Source organism: Frischella perrara (assembly GCF_000807275.1).
Classification (GTDB): Bacteria; Pseudomonadota; Gammaproteobacteria; order Enterobacterales; family Orbaceae; genus Frischella; species Frischella perrara.
Window position 1 is genome coordinate 1,076,658 of record NZ_CP009056.1, and the last position, 22,325, is coordinate 1,098,982.

Annotated in this window: 21 protein-coding genes; all 21 read left to right on the top strand. The window is 32.9% G+C overall.

Translation table 11 applies throughout. The features are described from left to right. Positions 1 to 156 precede the first annotated feature (156 nt). The 21 genes from clpS (at position 157) to FPB0191_RS04785 (ending at position 22,298) form a co-directional block, all read left to right on the top strand. Positions 157 to 465, top strand: coding sequence for an ATP-dependent Clp protease adapter ClpS (gene clpS / locus FPB0191_RS04685; RefSeq protein WP_039104386.1), 309 nt, complete (start codon positions 157 to 159; stop codon positions 463 to 465). Continuing rightward, a complete protein-coding gene (locus tag FPB0191_RS04690; RefSeq protein WP_039104387.1) occupies positions 458 to 2,692 on the top strand; it encodes an AAA family ATPase in 2,235 nt (744 codons plus the stop codon). The genes clpS and FPB0191_RS04690 overlap by 8 nt, the downstream gene beginning before the upstream one ends. A 15-nt stretch (positions 2,693 to 2,707) precedes the next feature. Further along, positions 2,708 to 3,814 carry a cupin domain-containing protein gene (locus FPB0191_RS04695; protein WP_039104388.1) on the top strand — a complete coding sequence of 369 codons (1,107 nt, stop codon included), beginning with the start codon at positions 2,708 to 2,710 and terminating at the stop codon, positions 3,812 to 3,814. A 351-nt stretch (positions 3,815 to 4,165) separates the two neighbouring features. Next, on the top strand, positions 4,166 to 5,479 hold the full coding sequence (locus FPB0191_RS04700; protein WP_039104389.1) for a DUF2868 domain-containing protein: 1,314 nt from the start codon (positions 4,166 to 4,168) through the stop codon (positions 5,477 to 5,479). Positions 5,480 to 5,488: 9 nt separating this feature from the next. After that, positions 5,489 to 6,847: a GTPase/DUF3482 domain-containing protein gene (locus FPB0191_RS04705; protein ID WP_039104390.1), complete on the top strand. Its 1,359-nt coding sequence runs from the start codon at positions 5,489 to 5,491 to the stop codon at positions 6,845 to 6,847. Continuing rightward, complete coding sequence (locus FPB0191_RS04710; protein WP_052236763.1) at positions 6,828 to 7,325, top strand: C40 family peptidase; 498 nt, start codon at positions 6,828 to 6,830, stop codon at positions 7,323 to 7,325. Before FPB0191_RS04705 ends, FPB0191_RS04710 begins: the two co-directional genes overlap by 20 nt. A gap of 366 nt (positions 7,326 to 7,691) precedes the next feature. After that, complete coding sequence (gene dnaX, locus FPB0191_RS04715) at positions 7,692 to 9,740, top strand: DNA polymerase III subunit gamma/tau (protein WP_039104391.1); 2,049 nt, start codon at positions 7,692 to 7,694, stop codon at positions 9,738 to 9,740. A gap of 46 nt (positions 9,741 to 9,786) precedes the next feature. After that, positions 9,787 to 10,125 (top strand): YbaB/EbfC family nucleoid-associated protein, encoded by a 339-nt coding sequence (locus FPB0191_RS04720; protein ID WP_039104392.1) that lies wholly within the window; start codon positions 9,787 to 9,789, stop codon positions 10,123 to 10,125. Between the two features lie 9 nt (positions 10,126 to 10,134). Then, on the top strand, positions 10,135 to 11,097 hold the full coding sequence (locus FPB0191_RS04725; RefSeq protein ID WP_039104393.1) for a hypothetical protein: 963 nt from the start codon (positions 10,135 to 10,137) through the stop codon (positions 11,095 to 11,097). Between the two features lie 76 nt (positions 11,098 to 11,173). Then, complete coding sequence (gene recR / locus FPB0191_RS04730; RefSeq protein WP_039104394.1) at positions 11,174 to 11,782, top strand: recombination mediator RecR; 609 nt, start codon at positions 11,174 to 11,176, stop codon at positions 11,780 to 11,782. Positions 11,783 to 11,989: 207 nt separating this feature from the next. Then, entirely contained in the window at positions 11,990 to 12,811 is an 822-nt protein-coding gene (locus tag FPB0191_RS04735; protein WP_039104395.1) for a pyridoxal phosphatase, read from the top strand. A gap of 3 nt (positions 12,812 to 12,814) precedes the next feature. Further along, positions 12,815 to 13,531 carry a tRNA pseudouridine(65) synthase TruC gene (truC, locus tag FPB0191_RS04740; RefSeq protein ID WP_039106645.1) on the top strand — a complete coding sequence of 239 codons (717 nt, stop codon included), beginning with the start codon at positions 12,815 to 12,817 and terminating at the stop codon, positions 13,529 to 13,531. A 663-nt stretch (positions 13,532 to 14,194) separates the two neighbouring features. After that, positions 14,195 to 15,913 carry a DNA/RNA non-specific endonuclease gene (locus tag FPB0191_RS11895; RefSeq protein ID WP_082018236.1) on the top strand — a complete coding sequence of 573 codons (1,719 nt, stop codon included), beginning with the start codon at positions 14,195 to 14,197 and terminating at the stop codon, positions 15,911 to 15,913. Continuing rightward, on the top strand, positions 15,913 to 16,257 hold the full coding sequence (locus tag FPB0191_RS04750; RefSeq protein ID WP_039104396.1) for a hypothetical protein: 345 nt from the start codon (positions 15,913 to 15,915) through the stop codon (positions 16,255 to 16,257). Before FPB0191_RS11895 ends, FPB0191_RS04750 begins: the two co-directional genes overlap by 1 nt. Before the next feature lie 32 nt (positions 16,258 to 16,289). Then, a complete protein-coding gene (locus tag FPB0191_RS04755) occupies positions 16,290 to 16,664 on the top strand; it encodes a hypothetical protein (RefSeq protein ID WP_052236764.1) in 375 nt (124 codons plus the stop codon). Between the two features lie 273 nt (positions 16,665 to 16,937). Continuing rightward, positions 16,938 to 17,075, top strand: coding sequence for a DNA/RNA non-specific endonuclease (locus FPB0191_RS12550; RefSeq protein ID WP_202965382.1), 138 nt, complete (start codon positions 16,938 to 16,940; stop codon positions 17,073 to 17,075). A gap of 68 nt (positions 17,076 to 17,143) precedes the next feature. After that, entirely contained in the window at positions 17,144 to 17,500 is a 357-nt protein-coding gene (locus FPB0191_RS04760) for a hypothetical protein (protein ID WP_052236765.1), read from the top strand. Positions 17,501 to 18,047: 547 nt separating this feature from the next. After that, the gene (locus FPB0191_RS04765) at positions 18,048 to 18,899 is read left to right on the top strand and encodes a DUF6387 family protein (protein ID WP_039104397.1); all 852 of its coding nucleotides are present in this window, start codon (positions 18,048 to 18,050) and stop codon (positions 18,897 to 18,899) included. Between the two features lie 585 nt (positions 18,900 to 19,484). Then, on the top strand, positions 19,485 to 20,138 hold the full coding sequence (locus FPB0191_RS04775) for an antA/AntB antirepressor family protein (protein ID WP_052236766.1): 654 nt from the start codon (positions 19,485 to 19,487) through the stop codon (positions 20,136 to 20,138). 776 nt (positions 20,139 to 20,914) lie between these two features. Continuing rightward, a complete protein-coding gene (locus FPB0191_RS04780; protein ID WP_039104399.1) occupies positions 20,915 to 21,790 on the top strand; it encodes a helix-turn-helix domain-containing protein in 876 nt (291 codons plus the stop codon). A 76-nt stretch (positions 21,791 to 21,866) separates the two neighbouring features. After that, positions 21,867 to 22,298, top strand: a complete 432-nt coding sequence (locus FPB0191_RS04785; protein WP_039104400.1) for a PNPOx family protein — start codon at positions 21,867 to 21,869, stop codon at positions 22,296 to 22,298. Positions 22,299 to 22,325: the final 27 nt, after the last annotated feature.

The following is a 22,325-nucleotide window of genomic DNA, read 5'->3' on the forward strand; positions in this document are numbered from 1 at the left end:
AAAAATTTATGTTTGATTTAAGGTTTAATACCCTTAAAAGTTGGGAATTTGCGTGATTTAGTAAAGTGACAATAGCATTTTGACGTAATTTATATATTAATCAATATTAAAAATCAGTATTATACTTGATAAACTAGAATAAGTTGAGTGTTAAATATGAGTATACAACCAAGTATTCATGGTCTAAGCATAAAAAGTGTTGCGCCTCCTTATAAGTATTGCGTTATTTTGCATAATGATGACTATACAACAATGGATTTTGTCGTTGAGGTGTTAATGCGTTTCTTTAGTTTTGATTATGATGAAGCAAATCAAGTTATGCTTTCTATACATCAAAAGGGGAAGGCGATATGTGGGATTTATACCGCTGAAATAGCGGAAACAAAAGTATTTCAAGTTAGTCAATATGCACGCCAACATAAGTTTCCATTAAAATGTACTATGGAGCCAATACCACATGATTAATAAACGAGTACAATCGATAATTAATGATGCATTTAATGAGGCGCAATCTTTAGGCTATGAGTATCTTACTGTTGAACAATTACTACTTTCTTTAATCAAAGAAAAATCGATAATTAAAATTTTCAAAGATCTGAATATTGATCTTGCAGAATTAACAGATGAAATTGCTCATTATATTGAAGAGAATGCTACTTATTTAGCTGACAGTTATCAAGAACAACAAACTGAACCAACGTTAGCTTTTCATCGCGTTCTTGAGCGAGCTGTTGTTAATGTTAAGTCTTCGGGAAAAAATGAAGTAAATTGTAGCGATATTTTAGTATCGATCTTAGAAGAAGAGGATTCTCATATCGTATATTTACTTAGTTGTATGGGATTAGATTGGTTAACGTTGACGCAATATTTATCTGGTTCAGATCAAATGCCATCTGCTAATCAAGATCCAAGTCAGGATCCTCTTAATCTTTATACAACTAATCTCAATAACTTAGCTAAAACAAGTAAATTAGATCCGCTTATAGGTCGAGAAGATGATATTAAACGAATGATGCAAGTATTATGTCGTCGCCGGAAAAATAATCCTATTTTAGTGGGTGAAGCGGGCGTTGGTAAAACAGCGTTAGCTGAAGGTTTAGCTTGGTTAATTGAACAAAAGAAAGTACCTAAAGTCTTTGAAGATACCACAATTTACGCACTCGATATTTCGTCATTGATTGCCGGCGCCACATATCGAGGTGATTTTGAAAAACGTTTTAATCAATTGGTGCAAGCCTTAGAAATGCAATCGCATAGTATTTTATTTATCGATGAGATTCATATGATTATCGGTGCTGGCGCTACGGGTGAAAGTAAACTTGATACGGCTAATCTTTTTAAACCATTGCTTTCATCAGGTAAAATTCGCGTATTGGGATCAACAACCTATCAAGAATACAATCGAATTTTTGAAAAAGATCATGCTTTAGTCCGACGTTTTCAAAAGCTAGATATTTTAGAACCTTCTTTATCCGAAACGGTTAAAATTCTGACAGGTTTAAAATCTCATTACGAGCAATTTCACCAAGTTCAGTACACCGATAAGGCAATTACAAGTGCGGTGGAATTATCCGTAAAATATCTTCCGGAACGTTTTTTACCCGATAAGGCAATTGATTTGATCGACGAAGCTGGGGCACAAAATCGTTTACTTTCTGCTAAAAAACGTCAAAAAGTGATTGATGTTATAGATATTGAAAAAATAATCGCAAAAATCGCACGTGTGCCTGAAAAAACAGTATCAATATCTGATAAAACTAAATTACAAAATTTATGTAATGATTTGAAATTGCGTATATTTGGTCAGGATAATGCGATTGAAGTGTTATGTGATGCCATTTTACTTAATCGTGCTGGCTTAGGCATGGAAAATAAGCCCGTTGGTAGTTTTTTATTTGCAGGTCCTACAGGAGTCGGAAAAACCGAAGTAACAGTACAACTAGCAAAATTACTAGGTGTTGACTTATTGCGGTTTGATATGTCGGAATATCGCGAATCTCATACCATTAGTCGCCTTATTGGCTCACCGCCAGGTTATGTTGGATTCGAGCAGGGAGGGTTACTCATTGATCAAGTCCTTAAGCACCCATATGCAGTATTATTATTAGATGAGATTGAAAAAGCACATCAAGATATCTATAACTTGTTATTGCAAATAATGGATAATGGCACGTTGACCGATAGTAACGGACGTAAAGCTGATTTTCGTAATATCATAATTGTTATGACAACTAATGCAGGTGTTCGCGAATCAATTAAAACGCCAATAGGATTTTTGCAGCAAGATAATTGCTATAATGCTATGTCTGAAATTAATCGTGAATTTAGTCCGGAATTTCGTAACCGATTGGATAACATTATTTGGTTTAACTATTTAAGTAAGCCGATAATGTTGCAAATTGTTTCAAAATCAATTAGAGAATTGCAGCAGCAACTTAAAGGTCGTCAAATAACGCTAACTATCACCAAAGATGCTAGTGCCTATTTAGCACGGTGTGGCTACGATAAAGCTATGGGGGCGAGACCAATGGGGCGTGTTATACAAGAGAAAATTAAAAAACCAATTGCTCAACAATTACTTTTTGGTGAATTACAACAGGGCGGTAAAGTTAAAATTAGTCTTAAAGACGAACAATTAATCTTAACTTATCAAAGTAAAATCAATGATAACAAAAAAGAACAAATCTCATAATGTTAAGGATTTGCGATGAAAAATAAATTAATAATAGACTGGGATGATTTTTTAAAAAATTATTGGCAAAAAAAGCCTGTTGTTTTACGTAAGGCATTTGCTGATTTCCATGATCCAATTACCCCTAATGAATTAGCCGGATTAGCACTTGAATCAGAAATTGAGAGCCGAATTGTCACCAATAAGGATGGAAAGTGGGATGCTCAATATGGTCCCTTTGAAAGCTATGACCATTTAGGCGAAACGAATTGGAGTCTTTTGGTTCAGGCCGTTGACCATTGGCATGAATCTGCTGCAACCTTAATTGAACCTTTCAGAGTACTTCCACATTGGCAATTTGAGGATTTAATGATCTCTTATGCCACGCCTCAAGCAGGGGTTGGGCCACATATCGATAATTATGATGTATTTATTACTCAAGGTATGGGAAAAAGGCGTTGGTTAGTTGGTGATAGAAACCCTGAATATCGTCAATATAGTGCACACCCCGCATTGTTACATGTTGAAGAATATTCGCCGATAATTGATGTCGAACTTAATCCGGGTGATATTTTATATTTACCTATTGGTTATCCCCATAACGGTATTAGTCTAACTGAATCATTAAGTTATTCAATTGGTTTTAGAACACCAACTTCACAAGATATGTTAAGTCATTTTACTGATTATGTATTGGATAATGTTCCTAATGGGATCTTTTATCAAGATCCTAATTTACAATTATCAACGACGCCCTACCAAATACATGATAATGAAATAGAAAAGCTCAAAACACAACTATGTCAACTAATAACAGATCCTAATTTATTTAATGACTGGTTTGGAAAATATATAACTCAACCCATGCACGAACTAAATATCATACCACTTGACTCTCCTTATACATTACAAGAGCTACAGAAAGATATCGCTTGTGGAGTTCAATTGTATCGAGTGCCGAGTGTTCGCATATTTAAATTAGGGAAAAAAGGGTTTATACACGGGCGGGTTATTCCACTTGAAGAATCTTATATTGATTTATTATGTCAAAAAGAAGTGCTAACAACAGATGATCTTCAGGATATTAAATTATTAAGTGGGCTGCTTGATTTGGTTAATGAAGGTTTTTGGTATGTGGAATAGTTTTAGTAACAATTATCATTGTTCAGATTAATATCATAAATTATTGGCACTTATAGTTTTGGTTTTACTTGAACAATGTGCATAATTAATTAAATTAGCAATTTATTTTTACTTGATTTCGGGTATTATTCTTTATTATATATATCTTTAATAACAAGCAATAATGTAGCTAATTAATTGTTTATATGTATAAATTATTTCATTTAAAACCATAATTACTAGACTTATGGCTAACTGTTTGTTTTAATAAGATTAATCCTCTTATTGTCCAACAAAAACTGCCTAGGTAAATCGGTAATGTGTATAATAAAGTAAAACGTTTTTTAGATTAAAGTAATTAAATGCGCTGTCATGAATCAATATCTTAAATCCTTATGGTTAACAGAAACTGTTCGTTTAATTGAAAAGGATAATGGTCGTTTTCAAGATGATGAAGCCAATCGACAGGCTAGATCATATAGTGGATCTATCGCTGATCGTATCATTTTTCGTGCCAAAATTCTCAGTTCGCAGCATAGTTTAATTTCAGCTCAAACAGTTTTGCTCAAAGCTGCCAAATTTTCATTTATCTTTTTGATTCTAATAGCCATATTCAGCGGGGTAGGTATTGGATTAAGTGCTTTAGCACAAAATCCAATTAATTTATATTGGGCACTGATTTGTTTATTAGGTGTTCACTTTGTGATGTTATTGATTTGGCTATTATCAAGTATAGCCTTACCCAATGAGAGTGGTAGTTTTTTTATTTTTATTTGGTCTTGGTTAACGCAAACGATAGCAAATAAAAATACAGTTAGCCAATTATTACCTGCTCTCATCAGTTTATTTGGTGGGCAAATTCGATGGTTAATCGGAACCATAGTCAATTTTTTGTGGTTTATAATTTTGTTAATTGCCTTACTGGTATTAGTAGCACAATTATCCACACAACATTATAGTTTTGCTTGGCAAACGACCCTCCTAAGTAGTGATACCATTGTTGCTATTACCTGTTCGCTCGGTAAAATCCCAAGTTTATTAGGTTTTACAATACCAGATGTTGATATGATACGTTCAAGTGAACAAGCTATTTCCATTGATGAAGTTCGTTCATCATGGGCTGTTTGGTTATTGGGTGTTTTTATTGTTTATGGGGTATTGCTACGTTTTGGTTTATTTATTTTATGTTGGTTAAAATGGCATTTAGCTTGTCAACACATTGTACTTAATACGCATCACCCAGAATATCAAATATTAAAAGCCGAATTAGACGAAAAAGTAAGTAAAATAATTATTGATAAAGAAAACACTCATTTGCCTGTACATAATATCAATGTTAATCATGACAATACTAATGGAAAACAAAATTTTTTAGTTGCAATTGATGTCGATACGAACTGGTTAGTTCCAGCTGATGCCCATTTTTTAGGATTTATTAATAATAGTATGACTCAAAAGAAAATTTTAGAGTGGTTAACGCAAAATCCGGCAAATAAATTATTAATTGCAATTGATACAGATCGTTCTCCGGACCGAGGAATGATCAATTCAATACGTTTATTAGTTAATAAATCACAATTTACCGGTATCTGGTTTATTAATAATGGCCGTCAATTACATAATTGGATCGAAAAGATACAAGAATTGGCGCTTGATCAAACCAATTTAGCTTGGCTTAGTAATTAGGTAATAAATATGCTCAATGAACTTAATTTAGCTATCGTAGGCCATACTAATGTTGGTAAAACGTCATTGTTAAGAACTTTAATACAGGATAGTGATTTAGGGGTTGTTTCTGATAAACCGGGTACTACTCGGCATGTAGAAGCTATCAAATTTTCGTTAGAACGCGAAAAAAAGATCATTTTCTATGACACACCGGGTTTAGAAGATAGTATTGCATTATTTGATTATGTTCAACGATTAAACAGTGATTTTCCTAAACAAGATGGCATTGATAAACTACAACAATTCCTTACTAGTCCCGAAGCAAATTATCAGTTTGAACAAGAAGCAAAAGTCATTCGCCAAGTATTAAACAGTCATGCAGCTATTTATGTTATTGATATTAGAGAACCTGTATTAGAAAAATATCATGATGAATTAGCTTTATTAGCATACAGTGATAAACCGATTTTAGCTGTATTGAATTTTGTGGCTGAAGCCTCACCTTATGAATCGGCTTGGAAACAATTATTATCACGCGTTGGAATTCATATGCAAGTTCGATTTGATGCGGTGTTTCCATCCATTGAGGGAGAACAGCGATTATATCATAGCTTATCGTTATTGTTAGATTCTGCCAGTAGCATACTTAATATGTGGCAAGCACATTTAGAACAACAACGACAAACGCGTCAACAAACCGCTAAATTAATCATAGCCGAAGCATTAGTAGATGTTACTGCGTATGCGGAAAAAGCAAAGGAAAATATTGAATCAATTGCAAAGCAGATGCAAGAAAAAGTCCGTAAACGTGAACAACGGGCTATTGATGATTTATTAAATTTATATTGTTTTTCCGTTGGCTATGATAGTGAAGAAAATCTACCTTTAGTTAAAGGACGCTTTTCAAGCGATTTATTTAATTTTGAAGCGATTAAATTAGTAGGCATCAGTGTTAGTAAAGGAGTCATGTCGGGAGCAACAATAGGAGCAGGAATTGATTTAGCCTTAGGAGGCATTACGCTTGGGACTGCAACGATTATTGGTGCAACATTAGGTGGTTTGGCTCAAGTTGCTAAGCATTACAGCAAAAATATTAAGCATCGTTTATCCGGTTATACCAAAATGAGTATTGATGATACAGTCATTTGTTTTTTATCCCTTCGTTTAATACAGTTGATGGTTAGTTTAGCAAACAGAGCTCATGCTGATCGCCGTCCAATCATCCTAGCTAAATTGAAAGACTCTTCTTGGCAAAAAGGTAAATTACCTAAATCCTTACAAGTTAGCCGAATACATCAAGAGTGGTCTACATTAAATAAGTTTAATATTAGACGGTATAGTCAGCAGCGACAAGAGGTAATTAACAATGTGGCAGATGAATTATGATAGATTGGTTAAATTAAGAAATATATTACTGTTTTTGCTTCTTTTTTTCTCAGGTCTAACATCTTGTAGTACAGTGTCGGATTTATATGATGATAATAATTCAGATCCACATATTGTAAAAAACATTGAATCTTTCTACCATGATTGGGTAAAAACGCCTTATCGCTATGGTGGTAATAGCCCTAAAGGGACGGACTGTTCAGGTTTAACTAAAATATTTTATCAACAAAAAGTGGGAAAAACGTTACCGCGGATAACAACTAAACAAGCTAGAATTGGTAAAGAGGTCAATCAATTATCCGCAGGCGATTTGGTTTTTTTTAAGAGTGGTCGTGGCACTACAGGCTTACATGTCGGTATTTACTATAAAAATGGTTTATTTTTGCATGTATCTTCTAAAAAAGGCGTACAATATGCTAATTTGAAAGACGACTATTGGCGTAAAAAATATTGGAAAGCTCGTCGCATTATTGATTAAAGTGACTTTTTGATTATCCAAGGAAAGCCATTTTGCAATAGTTTCGCTATTAATGGTTGTAATTCTGCCTTGGATTAATCATTATCAAATTTCAATGGACTAATCTCATTGTTAGAGTGAAATAATCAATGAGAAAATATATCTTATTATGTCTAGTTTTTTACTATGAAGGGTCTGAATTAACATTGTTTATAGTAATGTCACTAACTTTTTATCAAAGTAAATTAAGTTTAAAATAAATTTGTTATCCCAAATCATCGGTAAAATTATGTTATGATATAACTTTATTTTACCGTATTGTCAGCATCCATTTAAATAACCATTTTTTAGATGATGGTTAAGCGTTATAGGATTATCTTATCTATTATGAGTTATCAAGTATTAGCCAGAAAATGGCGACCAAAATCGTTTAGTGAAGTTGTTGGACAGGAGAACGTATTAACAATTTTATCTAATGCCTTATCGCTAGGTCGTATTCATCATGCTTATCTTTTTTCTGGTACTCGTGGGGTAGGTAAGACGTCAATAGCGCGTTTACTGGCGAAAGGATTAAATTGTGAAGCAGGCATTACCGCCACACCGTGTGGCGTATGTGATAACTGTCAGGATATTGATCAAGGTCGATTTGTTGATTTACTTGAAATAGATGCGGCTTCTCGAACTAAAGTAGAAGATACACGTGAAATTCTTGATAACGTTCAGTATTTACCCACTAAAGGTCGTTTCAAAGTCTACTTAATTGATGAAGTGCATATGTTATCACGCAGTAGTTTTAATGCCCTTTTAAAAACGCTTGAAGAGCCACCAGAACATGTAAAATTTTTACTTGCGACTACTGATCCGCAAAAGCTGCCGGTTACGATTTTATCACGTTGTTTACATTTACATTTGAATGTACTGGATCTGCAAGTGATCGAAAATCAATTAGTTAAAATTCTACAAGTTGAACAAATCAAGCAGGAAGAAAAAGCTATTCATTTATTAGCAAAAGCCGCTAATGGAAGCATGAGAGATGCATTAAGCTTGACAGATCAGGCAATAGCTTTAGGTAATGGTGAAGTAACTTCATCAGCGGTTATTGCTATGCTTGGAACTTTGGATCAAACCATCCCATTTTCCTTAATTGAAGCGCTCTATCATGAAGACGGTAGTGCATTAATGCAACAATTAGAAATGGCCGCTAAACAAGGTGCCGACTGGGATACATTATTAGTAGATACGATTACGCTTTTACATCAAATTGCTTTTTTACAAATTGTTCCGACGGCATTAGGGGACTATATTGATGATCTAGAGCGTATCCGCTATTTAGCACAAGTAATATCACCAAACGATATTCAATTGTTTTATCAAATTCTATTAGATGGGCGGAAAGATCTGAGTTATGCTCCAGATAAAAAACTTGGCGTCGAAATGAGTTTTTTAAGAGCATTAGCCTTTATTCCCAAAAATAAAAATTCAGCATCTACGACGGAAACTGTGGTTAACACGAGTGTTTCTAATCAACAAACAAAACAAAACTCATCACAAGATACATCGAAGATGATATCGACAGTAATGCCACAAATTACCGATGATAAGAACACGTCGTTATCAACACAAGCTTCAGAGCAGTCAACGATAAAAAATGCCACAGCTACTGTAGTATCGGATGAAACACAATCCATTTTAGCAGCACGACAGCGATTAATTGATGGTGAGAAAAACCTAAAAAAGTCTAAACAGGTTGAATTTATTCAACCTGAAAAACAACCAGCTCAAGCAAAAGCTAACATTAAAACCAAACAAACTAAATCTCAATCAACTATTTTAACTGAAACAAATAGCGAACCAGTTGATAGTTTTACCAACAAAAAAGAGCTAAATGATGATGGTGTTGATAGTGAAGATACCGCAGAGACCTACCAATGGCAATTTAGTGATCACTTTACACCGGTAATAGATACGAATTTAGATGCTAAATCTGTAAGATCAACATTTGAAGAAGAAAAAACGCCAGAATTGATGGAAAAGTTAATTCAAGAAGCGGTCAAAATCGATCCGTGGAGTGCAGAGATTGAAACGTTGATGTTGCCACCATTAATAAAACAGATCGCTATCAATACTTTTTTACAACAGATCAGTGATCAACATTTAATATTGCATGTCAGATCTCGAGCAGCGCATTTAATTAAGCATCAAACAAATGTTAAACGTTTAAATGAAGCCTTGTCAAAATCTAGGCAGCAATCATTAAAAATAGAAATAGTCATTGATGATGATAAAACTCAAGCTACACCGGTTGAAGTTCGAGAAACGATATATCAGGAAAAACGACAGCAAGCGATATCAGCAATCAATAAAGATAGTAAAGTGGCAATGATATGTCAATTTTTTGAAGCAAAGATTGATGATAATAGTATTCATCCAGTATAATGCAGTGTTTTTTTATTAATTAATTTATTTATTATGAGGAATTAACATGTTTTCTGGTGGAAAAGGTGGTCTTGGCAATTTAATGAAACAAGCTCAGCAAATGCAAGCGCGAATGCAAAAAGTGCAAGAAGAGATCGCACAAATGGAAGTAACAGGAGAATCAGGAGCAGGTCTAGTAAAGGTGACTGTAAATGGTGCCCACAATTGTCGTCGTGTTACTATTGATCCTTCATTATTTGCTGATGATGATAAAGATATGTTAGAAGATTTAATTGCCGCAGCATTCAATGATGCAAGCCGACGATTAGAAGATGCGCAAAAAGAAAAAATGTCGCAAGTAACCGGTGGAATGCCTTTACCTCCTGGTTTTAAAATGCCATTTTAAGAGGATATTATGTATATTCGCTCACCGCTATTATTTTCAAGCATTTTTTTTATTGTAATATTACTTAGCAATATTGTTTATTTTGAATTGCCAAATAAGATGAATTTTATTGAAATTATTTATTTGCAATTTATGCCTAATCTAACATTTTTTTTCTTTACTTTATTGCTAACTAGTTTCTTTTTTAATAAAAATGGTTCACAAACCTTTATAAAAGGAAAGCGTAATAACATCATTATATTGGCGCTGCTTTATTCAGTAATTTTTTTTGTAGTCAATTTTTTAATAAAACAATTAATTATTAAATGGACTTCAGTTACTGTTATAAAAATGTATAAATTCAAGTCCTCAATGGGCACAAATGAAATTGAACAAATATTTAACATTATAGTGACATTAGTTTCATGTCCATGGACATTAATTATTAATGGAATTATCTTAATGTTATTAATACGTTACGCTAATAACTATTATCAGAAAATATCCGGAAATAAAATAGAAATAAATACCAATCTTAGAGAAGAAAATGAAATTGAATCTCGTAAGTTGTATGGTGTTATATACGGTTCTATATTTTGTATAGTGACATATGGCCTTATCATAAATATTTATTCGCCATTAATTTTAACAATTCTTAACGCAGATATTTATTATAAACAATATACTGATATGAGTATGATGTTAATAATGGTATCGAGTTTAGTAATAACAGCAATAAATTTTACAATATTATATTGTAACTGCCTGAAATACATCAAAAAAAGTTATCAATGGGTTCCTACAAGCAGTTTGTTACCATCTGCTGGTTTAACAACTTTTTTATTTGGTTTAGGTATAATCATAACAAGTTTGATAATGATACCTTTCATAGTGATATTTAAATCATATTTATTATTTATTTGTTGGGCTTGCTTCGGATTTGTTTTGCTTTATTTTATAAGCCGTTATTTTATTAAACGATATTTCGGATAATATTAAGATTATTAGCTAATCAATAATATATTTATGTTTGGTCTCTTTTTTAATTGCTTAATTCATTGGTCTTAAAATGCAAATTAGTTCTTTATTAGAATCTTTAATTGAAGGTCTACGCTGTTTACCTGGTGTGGGACCTAAATCTGCGCAGAGAATGGCTTATCATTTATTGCAACGCGATCGCAAAGGGGGAATGAATCTGGCAGAATTATTACAAAATGCCATGATTAATATTGGTCATTGTCAGGATTGTCGAACCTTTACCGAGCAAGAAAAGTGCCGCATTTGTGTCAGTTCTAAACGCCAGCAAAGTACACAATTATGCATTGTTGAAACACCATCAGATATATTGGCCATTGAACAAACCGGACAATACAGCGGACGTTACTTTGTATTACTTGGTCATTTATCACCAATAGATGGCATTGGTCCGAACGAAATAGGATTAGATAAGTTAAAGCAAAGGCTAGCTAATGAGACTATTAATGAAGTCATATTAGCAACAAATCCGACTATAGAAGGAGAGGCAACCGCAAATATCATTGCGCAAATGTGTGCTGAATTAGATATCATTGCGACACGTATTGCACATGGTGTGCCCGTTGGTGGCGATTTAGAAACCGTTGATGGAACAACACTATCACATTCATTTTTAGGCAGACAGAAAATTGATCTCAATTAGAAATACAGATTTCTTATCTTATTAATTTATTTTCTACGAAGAGTCATTTAAAAATGAATAGAAATTGTAATTTTAGTAACAGTTATGAATGGCTAATTTGTTAACTTATAGCTCATAATTACGTATTGTTTTTAATATTAATTTAAAAATTAACACATTTATAAAAATTGTAAAATATATAAGGGTTATGACAACTAGGAGCAGGATATGACTTATAAAGCTGTGGCATTTGATATGGATGGTACCCTTTTAAATAACCAAAGACTGATTTTACCTGAAACTGTTTCAGTATTAAATCAACTAAAACAAATGGGGATTAAGGTAATTTTAGTTACAGGTCGTCACCATTCTATGATTTATCCTTATTACCATCAATTACAATTAGCGACGCCTGCTATTTGCTGTAATGGATCTTATCTTTATGATTTTAATAAATGCATGGCTTTTGATGCTAACCCATTAACGAAAACACAAGCTAAAACATTACTCAATTTAGTTAATGAATATAATATTCATACATTAATCTATACTGATCAATATATCACCTATGAAGTGTTGGATGATCATCTAGAAGGTATATTTGAATGGATTGACACTTTACCAACACAATTAAAACCAGAATTTGTGAAAGTAAATAGTTTTCTAGATGTAATTAATGATGCTAAAAAGGTATTCAAATTCGCTACAAGTTCTCATGATATTCCTGCATTAAAAGCATTTTCTGCAGCAGTTGAAGCGCAAGGCGATTTTGAGTGTGAATGGTCTTGGGTAAATCGTGCTGATGTTGCCGCCAAAGGTAATAGTAAAGGCAAAGGATTGGCTAATTGGGCAAATTATGAAGGAATACCATTGGAACAAATCATTGCTTTTGGTGATAACTATAACGATCTTTCAATGCTAAAAATGGCCGGTTTGGGCATTGCAATGGGTAATGCTGATGAAGAAATAAAGCAACAAGTAGATCGTGTTATTGGTGATAATAATACACCAACTATTGCTGAAGAATTAACAAGACTGTTTTTAAAATAAATGATATTTGATATTCTTTACCAAGATCAAAACCTAATTGCCATTAATAAACCATCTGGTTGGTTAGTACATCGAAGCTGGCTTGATCGACATGAAAAAGTCGTCATCATGCAAACATTACGTGATCAAATTGGTCAACATGTCTATCCAATTCATCGATTAGATCGTCCAACTTCTGGCGTATTACTCTTTGCGCTATCAAGTGAAGTTGCGAATTTAATGGCAATGCAATTTGCCCATCATCAACCACAAAAAACCTATCATGCTATTGTTAGAGGTTTTATTCAACAAGCTGATACTATCGACTATCCTCTTGTTGAGGAATTGGATAAAATTGCGGATAAATTCGCCAATCAGAAAAAACCGGCTCAATCTGCAATTACCCATTATAAACCTTTAAGTAAGATCGAAATTCCGGTTGCTGTAGGTAAATTTGCTACAGCTCGTTATAGCTTAGTAGAATTAAAACCACTAACTGGACGTAAACACCAATTACGGCGACATATGAAGCATATTTTTCATCCCATAATTGGGGATAGTAAGCATGGTGATCTTCATCAAAATAGAGCATTTAACCGTTATTTTGATGTGAAACGACTAATGCTACACGCGAGTGAGCTGATTTTTAGCCATCCAATCAATCAAAAGTTATTATCAATTAAAGCCCCGTTTGATCAGCAATGGTTAACGATATTAGAACAATTTGATAATAAGGATTAATTCAACTCTCTCATTGACCATTAATTCACTATTCTTTGATATTTGTTAACATCCATTTAAATAGTCTAAACCTAATATAACTAAGGATTAAACGCTATTCTAAAGCCTCGCAAATATCAATAAGGTATATTTACAACCAAAATTCTTAGGCATACAAATACAATACACATATAAACTCTATACCTAAAATTATTATGGTAAGAGGAACTTTGCCCTTAACAGTTACACCGATAAAAACTGCCAAGCTAAAAGATAAAAACTATTCTTTATTTGACTGTGCGGAATGTATCTTTTTAATTAAAGCAAATAATTCTATGATTTGGCGATTTGAGTATTCGTGCCCGTATGCTAAGGAAGGGGTATGAATTAACTTTGGTAGTGTTCCTGAAGTCTCATTATAATAAACAAGAAAGCTAACAGATGAAGCACGCAAACAGAAAAAGCAAAGCACCAAAATTGCCCAATGTATGCAATTGCTTGCTTTGACTAGAATTGAATTACAAACGCACTACTTAATTGTGTCTGCAACTATTAATAATGCTCGAATAAATGAAAATACTAGGGCAAAAGACCGGAAATTAACTTAAATCATTGCTAATCCATGCTGTAAATAGTAAATTAGGTAATTGCAGTAATATATAAAATAAAAAAAATATAAATCTTATGAAGAATTATGTATTAATAACAGCAAAGCAGTGGCAAGAATATCAAAAACAGAAAGAAAATGACTCACCCTTCAGTTCTATCTCTTTAAGTTCTAACACTATTATAGAATACAGTAAACTAAAACCTGTTTATTATGATTATCGTAGTAAAATAGATGAAATTGTAGAATATTGTGTTAACCATCAAGATGAGTGTAAAAACCTATACCCCACACTCGAAGCGCTTGGTTTATATTATGGTCGCAATACCTATAATAAAGATGATAAAGGTTTATTTATCGGACTAAAAGAAGCGCTAGAATCACAACGCGCAATTTTATTTGAATTGCCTATTGTTTACAATTCTGGCTTATTGCAACCAGAAAATGATCTTATAAACTCAAATCATAATCGAAGTAATCAAAGTAATCGAACACCACGCAAATTAACCCCTGACGAAGTAAAGGCTTATGAGCTGGAAATGCGTTACGGTAAGGCTCAAGACAACTACATAGAATTGACAGTTTATAATCTAGCTAATCAACCGTTTACTATCTTTGATAATGCCAGTCAAAAGATGCTTAAGCAAGGGACATTAGATAATAACGGTTACGCTTATGTTAGCTTACCCATAAATGCCAAATATGTTGATATAGTGTTCGATAAGCAGCAAGAGGATCGCCCTTGGTATTATGATATACCATTACAAATATTAGGGGGGATCCGTGATGCTGCGCAGTCAGCATCTGATTTGTTATGGGATACCTCGCCAACTAACCTCATTATGGAGTATGGTTTTAACGTTGAAACACAAAACCCTATCCAATTGGGAGAAATTCCAGAGCCGGAAACCATATCCGGCGCGCTTACTCGTGGTGTAAGCCAATTTCTAATTGGGTTTATTCCTGTATCTAGGACGTTAAAATTTATCAAACCTATATCGAAAATGGGTGAGCTAGGTAAAGGCGCGATAGCCGGCGGTGTCACAGATTTTACAGTTTTTGCACCTCACGAGGAACGACTCTCTAATTTAGTCCAATCATTCAAAGAATTACAAAACCCAGTTACAGAGTATTTACAAGCCGATCCAGATGATAGCGCAGCGGAAGGACGTTTAAAAAATGTTTTAGAAGGGTTATTGATAGGCGGGCTTGCTGAACCCTTTGCCCATTCATTGCGAGCTTTAAAGTACTCAAGAATCAAATGGATGATATCGGACGTTAGAACGAGAGTTCACTATAAACTTAAAATTGTAACGATAGAAACCGAATCAGGCAGCAAAGGTAATTGGAATGAATTACTTAATAATCCCGAACCTAACACAAGGTATATTGTAGACGGTAATAAAATATATGATATAGACCATTTAGGAAGAGTAGTAAGAGTTGAGGCGGATCTTAAACTTGATACACTAGACAGAAACACTTACCAACAATTGAAAGCAGGTAAACAAGGGATAGACGGTGACGAAGGCGGGCATTTAATCGCCTCAATACTAAATGGCTCAGGCGAAAAAATTAACCTCCTGCCAATGAATTCAAATCTCAATCGTGGCGAGTGGAAAGCTCTAGAAAATAGATGGGCTAAAGCCTTGCAAGAAGGTAAAACAGTTAAGGTTAAGATAGAGCCTTTATATGAAGGAACGAGTTTAAGACCTGAAAGCTTTTATATAACCTCTTCAATTGATGGTGAGACTCTATTAGAACACACATTTAAAAATGCACCTGGAGGAAAATAATGTTAAAAAATAATAGTATTTATAATGAAATTGGCCAACTGTTATTCAATATAGCTCCTGATGGAGCAAAAACAGTCATAATGAAAGCAGAGCTGTCTCCTGAAGGAGATCATTGTAAGTGTCAATTTGATTATATAAATAAATCAAATGATATTAAACGATTTCTTGGAGGCTCTAGAGCTAATCGCGATATGTTAGATTATTTAGTGAAATTAAGACAATACAGTATTGATAATAATTTAACTAATGGATTACCAGCGTGGGTAGGCTGTATTGTTACTGTCGATATTGAAAATGCTAAAATTGATATTGAATTTAAATATGAGCCATTTATTGAAAGGTAGAAAGAATTTTTAAATATAATAGGTGGATGATAATGTCAAAAACTTATAATCAATTAAATAATGAAATTGGGCAATTACTTTTTAAATCATCACCTAATGGAGCAAAAAAAGTAATTGCTCAATTAGAATTTACCCCAGAAATGGATGTTTGTAGATATTTATTTGATTATTATAATCAAAATGATGAATTAAACTGGTATCTACTGGATGACGATATAACAGACCCTTTAATTGATACGGTAACAGAACTTAGACAATATTATATTGATAATAACTTAACTAATGGCTTACCTGCGTGGAGAGGTTGTATTATAACTGTTGATATTGAAAATGCTAAAATTGATTTTGAATTTAAGTACGAACCATTTATTGATCTTTATTCTGAATATGATGATCATGATGAATAATCTAAATCATTAAACTGTTAGGCTTAATTAGATAATAGCAAATCTAAATATAAGCACATTTTATGAATTTAAATACAGTGCTATAAGTATCCTACTATGTACTAAAGTCTTATTATTTGCGTCTAGGCTGATAGCCGAACATTCACGATTATAGCGAACTGGCGCAAATATTTATTATTGAACAAGTCGAAGGCTGAATGGCAAGTTTTACAAGAACTTGGCTTAATTGCATCTTAACTAAATGGATCATACGAAAAAATTAACTTCCTGCCAATGAATTCAAATCTTAATCGTGGCTTATGGAAAAAGCATGAAAGTAGATGGGCTAATGCCTTACGAGACGGTAAAACAGTTAAAGTTAAGATAAGAGCCTGTATATCAGGGTACAGATATAAGACCAGAGAGTTTTGACGTATTATATTCTATTGATAATAGGCGTTGGGTAAAGACAGTATTATTAAACCAAGCAGGTGGATAAAATGACAAAAACAGACGATCAATTAAATAATAAAATTGGGCAATTACTTTTTAAATCATCACCTAATGGAGCAAAAAAAGTAATTGCTCAATTAGAATTTACCCCAGAGTTGGACTGTATCTATATATTTGATTATTATAATCAAAATAATGAATTAAATTGGTATACATTGGATACCGATATAACAAGCCCTTTAATCGATACGGTAAGAGAACTTAGACAATATTATATTGATAATGGCTTACCTGCGTGGAGAGGTTGTATTATAACTGTTGATATTGAAAATGCTAAAATTGATTTTGAATTTAAGTATGAACGATTTATCCCTCTTTTTGAAGATGATGATCTTAAAGATTAAATAGTTAGGATTAATTAGATAATAGCAAATCCAAATATAAGCACATTTTATGAATTTAAATAAAGTGCTATAAGCATCCTACTGTATGCCAAATTCTTATTATTTGCGTCTAGGCTGATAGCCGAACATTCGCGACCATAGCGAACTGGCGCAAATATTTATTGTTGAACAAGTAGAAGGATGAATAGTAAGTTTTACAAGAGTTTGACTTAATTGCATCTTAACTAAATGGATCATACGAAAAAATTAACCTCCTGCCAATGAATTCAAATCTTAATCGTTGATATTGAAAATACTAAAATTGATTTTGAATTTAAGTATGAACGATTTATCCCTCTTTTTGATGATGACGATCTTAAAGATTAAACGGTTAGGCTTAATTAGATAATAGCAAATCCAAACATAAGTACATTTTATGTATATAAACACAGTGCTATAATGTATCTTACTGTATGTTAGATTCTTACTATTTGCGTCTAGGCTACTGTCCAAATATTCACTATCCTAGCAAACTGTCACAAATATTCATTGGGGTCATGAGGTGTGTATGATAAAAAAAATAAAAATTTGTCCTGATTGGTTTGATATTGATAATTATAATATTTGCACTTCATTTACAAGGTACTCTTGGGAGTACGCTCTTCTTTTCAGAAGGTTCACTATTCAATTTGTATCAAATAGAAATTCAAATCAGAATCAATGTGAAGTGGAATATTATAAAAAACAAATTAAACAATATGCTTCGAAGGAATTCTTATTAGAAGCTAGCTCTATGAAATGTGAAGACTTTTGTCATTCTTTTTTAGAAAAAGAAGAGTCAATTAGTAATATATCTTATTGTGATTTGTTAACGATGTATGAAAATTTGCAGTACCATGATAATAAGTCGATTCATTATATGAGTGAAATAATAAAAAACAGAGACAAATGTTATAAAATGTTCAAAAAGGAAGAAGAAAAATTAGGGATATTTGATGAACATCCTTTTTGGGGGGATTATTTATCTGAAGATATTCTTCCGGATAATTGGAGTGTTTTTGCAGAAATTCCTCTATATGAAGATAGTGAAGCCTTTGCTCGTGTTAATTTGAGAAATAATGATGAGGATATAATAAACTCATTTAAAGAGTGGTTGCAAAAAACTAGGGCTATTAGAGGTCAAAAGAAAACTAATAAAATGAGTGATAATGAACTAAATCGATTAGCACAGTTTAAGGTTTTACCTTATATAGATTTGTACTTATGGGCTGAACTGACAGGGGAAAAGTTGACACAGTATCAAATGGCCTCTTTACTATATCCAGATGAATATGAAATTGATATAAAAGAACGATTAAGATCATGTACCATTCCTAGGGCAAAGGCATTAATAAATTCTTTTATACGCGTTTTCAGGTAATAATTGGGGATAAAATAACACAATTTTTATCCCATGGTTAACAGGGTTTGATTACATCCCATGGGAATTTTTAGAAGTAATTAACTTGTGATAAATTTACATTAATTTCATCTATCGAACACTCTATTATTTAGTTATATCCTTTTACCTGTTTTTAAAAATAGGAGAATATAACTAATGACCAATCAATTTCTATCCAAAAAAGAAGTAAAATCCTTACTTCACTTTAAATCTGACACCAGCCTTTATACGTTAGAGCAGAAAGATGAAACCTTCCCACAAAAGATTAGAATCAGCTTACGCGAGTTAGTTATCGTGCGACGAGATATACTCTTGGCTGGAATCTCGCAGAGTAGAACGCCGTTAGGTAGCTTAATGATAATAAAGCTAAACCCCTTTATATCGCGAGCTAGCATTGGAATAATGACGCTTCCAAAGATAGCCATTCTCGCGATAAGTTTCTAGCCAAAAAATACTGAATTAACTAATTGATTTTAAAACAAAACGAAAAATTTCGTTAACGGTTACCCCTTGCCTAAATTTAGCTAAATGGGGGATTTTCTGATAAGTTAGGAGCAATGATACATGACAAATTTTAATAATTTATTACTGGTAAAAGAAACAAAAATCAAAGGTAAACTCCAGCAAACAGTTAGCGCCAAAGCATTACACTTTTATTTAAAAGTAGGTAATGATTTTTTCACCTGGATAAAGGCAAGAATAGAAGAATATGGACTAATTAAAGATAGTGATTTTTTTATTTTTGATTCACTAGAATGTGGGAATCAAAATAAAAATAATAAACCGTCAATTAAATGTATGGCTAACCAAGAAGTCGGCTCTAAGAGTATTGATTATATTCTCACAATCGGAACCGCTAAAGAATTAGCGATTATTGAAAACAACGAACACGCGCGGGCTATCAGAAATTACTTAATTAGTTGTGAACAAAAAAAAGAAGTAAAACGCTCAAAAGCACGTAATGAAGTCGCTAGCTACAGCCGTCCTATGTGTGATGCATTAACCGTACATAGGCTATCACTTGGCAAAGAGACAAAGCCTCATAACTATACCAATGAATTTAATATGATTAACAGTATCGTACTAGGTATGACAGCTAAAGCTTTTCGAAAAATTCATGATATAACGGGAGATATACGCAACCACCTCAATGAACAACAACTAAGCCACATTGCTTACCTTGAGCGCTCTAATATTACCTTACTTGAGTTGGGCTGACGCTACGAGCGAAGGAAAGCAGAGTTAAGCAAGCTATCAAAAAGTTACCTGACTAAATTAATGAGTAAAGAGGATGAATCGTGACTACAAGCTTATATAACATCCTAGCAATATAGCAGTAAACTCAATCTTTAAATAATTGCCCTATGAACCGTTATGGTGTAATTCTAAGGTACGTTAGGCAAGATTTTTTACTATCACTAAGCTCGCACGTATGTGTTGGAAAAATAATTTCATGGGGTTGAATTTTGGAAATAGGTTTTATATGCCATAAAAAGGAAACTAAATAATAAAAAATAACCGCTATTCATCATGTTATCGTTGATTCAATTATTGATGATAGTGAATTTGTTGTTAATATAACTGATTAACAAAGATGATAGCTAGGTATTTATTCATAAGGTATCAAGGTTGATTAAATAGAAATTTAATTGCACGAGGATTAAAAATCAACCTTAAGCAATGCTTGCTTGAAGATTTAGGCGAAAGTGAAGGGTTAAATCATATATATAAAATGTTAAAAAAAGGTATATAAAAAGTACAGATAAACGTATTTTATTAACTACGTACACACAAGAAGCGCTTTCAGCATTAATGATTAGTAATGAATAATGACATTGAGGATAGATAAAAAAATCTTAATTCAATCAATTAGGTAATTTTAGATTAATTTTTAATTTAACAACCCCACATGTATTCTTTAGCTAATTGACATAATTGGTTTACCAACTGTGATATGATAAAATTTAAGGTAAATAAATAGAATTGAGAGCGTTATGAATAATTCGATGATTGATTATGTCGCCATTGGTCAACGATTACGTGCTTATCGAATTGCAGCTTCCTTAAAAGCCGAAGATGTTGCCGAAAAGTTGAAAATTTCACGAGCAGCGGTTTACCGTTTAGAAAAAGGCGAACTAATAAAAGTTGAAATACTCGACCGTTTAGCCTCTCTTTTAGAAACATCATTAACCAGTTTGTTAGGTGTCGATACTGAATATTATTCAAGTGGTGAAGGCTTTTTTGAACGCATGCGACAATTAGAGCAACAAGCTAGCCACATATACTCCCACTTTGATCCATTCTCTTTTTTATTAACTTCTGATGACTACTTAGATCATTTAGCTAATATGTTAGCCGAAGCCAATTTACCTCAAGATAACAATAAAATTAGGGCAACTTTGGCAATTTTAAAAGAACGTAAACAAAATTATCTGCAATATTTTCCGGATGTTATAAATTTAATTGGTTTACAACATATTGAGCGTTTTCTTGATTTAGGTTTAGTCGGTAAATTGAACATTTCCACCGAACAAAGAAAACAACGGTGTAAATTAGCAAGACAAGAAATTAGTCACCTAATTAATCTATTTGAAGAACATGAAGAGCAATTACAAATTGGTGTGAGCCAAGCTAGTATTCCATCTTTAACTTTTCAGATTTTTTATCAAAAACAACAACCACTTGCTTTGGCAATGAGTCCATTTCGTCTAGGTGAATTGCCTAATGTTACTACAGGTATTGCCTCTATCACGGCATCAAAAGAAGCTATTAAGCGACATCAACATTTATTTGACCATTTATGGCAAAACAGTGCAAAAGGTAAGCAAGCCATCGATTTATTAAAGAAAACATTAATGCGATATCAATAAATCACTTTATTAATGCTTTAAAATAATAAATCGTTAAATTTAGAAAGAGAATTGTATTGTATAAGCCCCTCTAATTATGAAAGACAATTTAGTAAAAATAGCCAGATATCTAAAAAAGCAAACCACCTTAACATTAAGTTGCGTTAGTGATGATAAGCCTTGGTGTTGTAACTGTTTTTATATTTTTGATGTTAACCCTGTTTCATTCATTATTACTAGCCATAGTAATACTCGGCATGGGCAAATAATGCAAATTAATCCGGCTGTAGCGGGTACAATTACCGATCAACCAGCTTTTATTGGTAATATAAAAGGTGTTCAGTTCAGTGGTGTAATTTACTTGCTAACCGAAGAGGAAGAGAAGCGAGCTCGGCAGTTATTTTGCCAACGCTATCCTATTGCGCATGTTATGAAAGCACCAATGTGGCAGATTATGATTGATGAGCTTAAAATGACCAATAATCGATTAGGGTTTTCTCATAAAACGATTTGGTGCCGAACATCATAATTCAAAATACAAATTAAATTCTAAATA